The sequence below is a fragment of the Candidatus Sodalis sp. SoCistrobi genome, from assembly GCF_900143145.1.
In the GTDB taxonomy this organism is placed as follows: domain Bacteria; phylum Pseudomonadota; class Gammaproteobacteria; order Enterobacterales; family Enterobacteriaceae; genus SoCistrobi.
On the sequence record NZ_FRDB01000238.1, the window covers coordinates 1 to 4,230 of the forward strand.

The following is a 4,230-nucleotide window of genomic DNA, read 5'->3' on the forward strand; positions in this document are numbered from 1 at the left end:
CATAGGTATCTACACATTTATCGTGATACCTGTTATTACTTTGCAGAATGATTTCAACCTATCTGTTGGCGGGATTGACTCTCGCCTTACCCGCCGATATCAGACGCTGGTTAAACAGCATATGACGCCCGCGGCTCTTCTTGCTTCTGCGGTTAAAGACCTCGCAAGTGCTCAAAAATCAACTTTCGCAACTACCCAAGCTGTCTGGCGTTTTCTGAATAATAAGCGAATTAGCTTCAGTCAACTCAATGAGCCAATTATTTCGCTAGCACTTGAGCAAATTTCGCTTAGCCCGCATCCATACGCTCTCGTTGTTCATGATTGGTCACGTTTACAATTTCTTTACCATCATGCCAAATACGGACGCTTAAAAATGACGCACGGTGGCGATGTTGGATATGAACTTCAAAGCAGCTTGCTGGTTGATGCTGGCACGGGTTTGCCAATAGCGCCTCTATCTCAGACACTTACCGATGCAACCGGTTGTCATTCAACGTTGGCGGAAGGACTGTCCGAACGGCAGACACATATGGACGCCTTGACGACCGATATTGCCCGTGTGGAATCGCTTAATATAGGTAAAAAGCTGATTCATATAATTGATAGAGAGGGTGACTCTATTGGACATATGCGGACGTTGAGTACTCAAGGAATATGCTGGCTTATCCGAGGAAAAGAAGGACATGGTGCAGAGTGGCAAGGTAATTCATTGAAAATTGGTGAGATTGCTGCTCTTCTGCCATACAACGGATGCGGACAGGTAGACTGGAAAGGGAAAAAAGCTGATATGGAAATCAGTGAAACCTCGATAGTCATAACCCGAGCTGCGCAGCAGAAGCGTAAAGATAAAGAAACCGGCCGCCGCATAAAAATCCAACCTGGAGAGCCTCTGACGGTCAGATTGGTTGTTGTTCGGCTTACGGATGATCTCGGTAATGTGGTGGGACGCTGGACGCTGCTTACAAACGTTTGCAGCGAGATCACCTGCGAGGAAGTAGCTCGTTGGTATTACTGGCGCTGGAATATTGAATCATTTTTTAAGTTGCTGAAAGGTGCCGGACATGACGTAGAAACATGGCTTCAGCGCAGCGCGCCAGCCGTACTACGCAGGTTGTTAATAGCCAGTATGGCTGCTGTTCTGGTATGGCGGCTGCAACGCGCTGAAGGAGAAGAAAATGCGGCAGCCCGCCAGCTGATATGTCGCTTGTCAGGACGACAGCAAAAGCGAGGCCGCAGAGAGAGCGCTCCTGCTCTGCTCGCTGGCCTATCCATCTTGTTGAATACACTAAAATTATTATCGGAATATAGTCTGGAAGAACTTACTCATTTAGCGAGAGTTGCTCTTAAGCCTCCTCCCTGATGTGTAGATACCTATGCCCCCACGGGGAGCCATAGCGATAATCCCAGCCCCACGGCCCGAAAGGGGGCCCCATGGGCGCATCAACCTGACGCACCACACGCCAGCGTTTATAGCCATTCACCTGCATGACCATGTAGGTGTACTCCGCTTTGTCGATATGCCCTTTTTCGGTGCCGGTGATCGGGCCGACAACGGTAATCCATTGGCCTTTCAGGTCGGAGGGTTCGACAAAACCGTTGATTTGGGCAATGATGCGACCGACTGACGGCCGGTGCATCAGCGGCACGGCGCCATCATCCAGCGGAACAGTGGCGATTTCCAGCCGGGTGCGCCCGGTTTCGTTGGTGACTTTGACCACTTTACCGCCGAAGCGCCCTTCCTGACCGATATACAGCTGCGGAGCATTCATCACCCGCACCAAATCATCCTGCGGCGTCGGGGAGGTGCCGCGGATCGCCTCCGGCACCGTCACGCACCCGGCAAGCGTTAAAATCTCCGCCAGGAAGCCAACCGGCACCAGCCGGCGAATCGATACAGGTAACGCTTTTGGGCTGAACATAGTGCTTGATCTCGTTAATAAACTTACTACTTTGACCCGCAGTGGCCGGATTAGTTTAGCGCTCAGCCCCGACCGGGTAATTTTTTCCATGCCACTTCGTTGCGTAGATAGGTGGGTTCGGCAAGCGCCACCGGTTGAGCGCCACCGTGGCGATAATGATGCAGCGCCAGCGGCAGCATATCCCGCGCGCTCGGCAGCAACGTTTGCCCCGCAAGGAGCGTCAACCCTTCATGATGAAGCAGCGTCGGATAGGTCTGCCAGCCGGTGCCGGCGGTGGCCCAGCAGCCCGACAGGCTCGCGCCCAGCGCCGCCACCGCCTCGGGCGCCGCCACCGCTTCGCGCTCCTCACCCAGCCAAACGCCCGCTTGGCGTTGATAGGGGGCCCAATACACTTCACCCATGCGCGCATCGATGGCGGTCACTACCTGACAAACACCGGTCTGGCGCCAGGCGCCTTCCGCCAGCGCCGCCAGCGTGGACACGCCGATAAGCGGCAGATTGGCCCCCAACGCTAGCCCTTGCGCGATGCCGATACCGATGCGCACGCCGGTAAAACTGCCGGGACCGCGGCCGAACGCCAGCGCATCCAGGCTTTTAAGCGTGATACCGGCCTCCGCCAGCAGGCTGTCCACCATGGGCAGAATGCGCTGCGTATGCTCGCGAGGGGCAAGGGTAAAACGTTCCAGCAGCACATCATCGTCGAGCATCAGCGCGGCGGAGCAGGCTTCGGTCGCGGTATCAAGGGCTAAAATGCGGGTAGACATGCCAAACCTCAGGCGGGAACAATAAGAACTTTAACGGGCGTTTATGATAACACACCCGCTGCGACAAGGGGATACGGCGCTCAGACGTCGGTCAGAAAGGCGATAGTGCGCTCCAGGGTGCGGGTGCGGCGCGCGGGCGGCAGGCTTTGCAGAAAAACCTTGCCGTATGGGCATAGGTATCTACACATCAGGGAGGAGGCTTAAGAGCAACTCTCGCTAAATGAGTAAGTTCTTCCAGACTATATTCCGATAATAATTTTAGTGTATTCAACAAGATGGATAGGCCAGCGAGCAGAGCAGGAGCGCTCTCTCTGCGGCCTCGCTTTTGCTGTCGTCCTGACAAGCGACATATCAGCTGGCGGGCTGCCGCATTTTCTTCTCCTTCAGCGCGTTGCAGCCGCCATACCAGAACAGCAGCCATACTGGCTATTAACAACCTGCGTAGTACGGCTGGCGCGCTGCGCTGAAGCCATGTTTCTACGTCATGTCCGGCACCTTTCAGCAACTTAAAAAATGATTCAATATTCCAGCGCCAGTAATACCAACGAGCTACTTCCTCGCAGGTGATCTCGCTGCAAACGTTTGTAAGCAGCGTCCAGCGTCCCACCACATTACCGAGATCATCCGTAAGCCGAACAACAACCAATCTGACCGTCAGAGGCTCTCCAGGTTGGATTTTTATGCGGCGGCCGGTTTCTTTATCTTTACGCTTCTGCTGCGCAGCTCGGGTTATGACTATCGAGGTTTCACTGATTTCCATATCAGCTTTTTTCCCTTTCCAGTCTACCTGTCCGCATCCGTTGTATGGCAGAAGAGCAGCAATCTCACCAATTTTCAATGAATTACCTTGCCACTCTGCACCATGTCCTTCTTTTCCTCGGATAAGCCAGCATATTCCTTGAGTACTCAACGTCCGCATATGTCCAATAGAGTCACCCTCTCTATCAATTATATGAATCAGCTTTTTACCTATATTAAGCGATTCCACACGGGCAATATCGGTCGTCAAGGCGTCCATATGTGTCTGCCGTTCGGACAGTCCTTCCGCCAACGTTGAATGACAACCGGTTGCATCGGTAAGTGTCTGAGATAGAGGCGCTATTGGCAAACCCGTGCCAGCATCAACCAGCAAGCTGCTTTGAAGTTCATATCCAACATCGCCACCGTGCGTCATTTTTAAGCGTCCGTATTTGGCATGATGGTAAAGAAATTGTAAACGTGACCAATCATGAACAACGAGAGCGTATGGATGCGGGCTAAGCGAAATTTGCTCAAGTGCTAGCGAAATAATTGGCTCATTGAGTTGACTGAAGCTAATTCGCTTATTATTCAGAAAACGCCAGACAGCTTGGGTAGTTGCGAAAGTTGATTTTTGAGCACTTGCGAGGTCTTTAACCGCAGAAGCAAGAAGAGCCGCGGGCGTCATATGCTGTTTAACCAGCGTCTGATATCGGCGGGTAAGGCGAGAGTCAATCCCGCCAACAGATAGGTTGAAATCATTCTGCAAAGTAATAACAGGTATCACGATAAATGTGTAGATACCTATG

The 4,230-nt window shown here is 52.6% G+C and carries 4 protein-coding genes; 1 reads left to right on the forward strand and 3 read right to left on the reverse strand.

Going from position 1 to position 4,230, the window contains the following annotated elements; genetic code table 11:
- Positions 1-1,360 (forward strand): flagellar biosynthesis protein FlhF (locus CINSTRO3249_RS13460; protein ID WP_254304262.1); only part of this gene is annotated, 1,360 nt, incomplete at its 5' end.
- On the opposite strand, the gene CINSTRO3249_RS13465 is transcribed toward CINSTRO3249_RS13460, so the two are convergent.
- The 3 genes from CINSTRO3249_RS13465 to CINSTRO3249_RS13475 form a co-directional block, all read right to left on the reverse strand.
- A complete protein-coding gene (locus tag CINSTRO3249_RS13465) occupies positions 1,344-1,919 on the reverse strand; it encodes a Slp family lipoprotein (protein ID WP_084790235.1) in 576 nt (191 codons plus the stop codon). The two genes, CINSTRO3249_RS13460 and CINSTRO3249_RS13465, sit on opposite strands and share 17 nt — an antisense overlap.
- Positions 1,920-1,981: 62 nt before the next feature.
- A complete protein-coding gene (tsaB, locus tag CINSTRO3249_RS13470) occupies positions 1,982-2,683 on the reverse strand; it encodes a tRNA (adenosine(37)-N6)-threonylcarbamoyltransferase complex dimerization subunit type 1 TsaB (protein WP_074013642.1) in 702 nt (233 codons plus the stop codon).
- Between the two features lie 187 nt (positions 2,684-2,870).
- Positions 2,871-4,230 (reverse strand): flagellar biosynthesis protein FlhF (locus tag CINSTRO3249_RS13475; RefSeq protein ID WP_254304262.1); only part of this gene is annotated, 1,360 nt, incomplete at its 5' end.

Bases quoted from the DNA above. Each gene is read 5' to 3' on its own strand.
- CINSTRO3249_RS13465 (WP_084790235.1), bottom strand. From the start codon at position 1,919: ATGTTCAGCCCAAAAGCGTTACCTGTATCGATTCGCCGGCTGGTGCCG.
- tsaB (WP_074013642.1), bottom strand. From the start codon at position 2,683: ATGTCTACCCGCATTTTAGCCCTTGATACCGCGACCGAAGCCTGCTCC.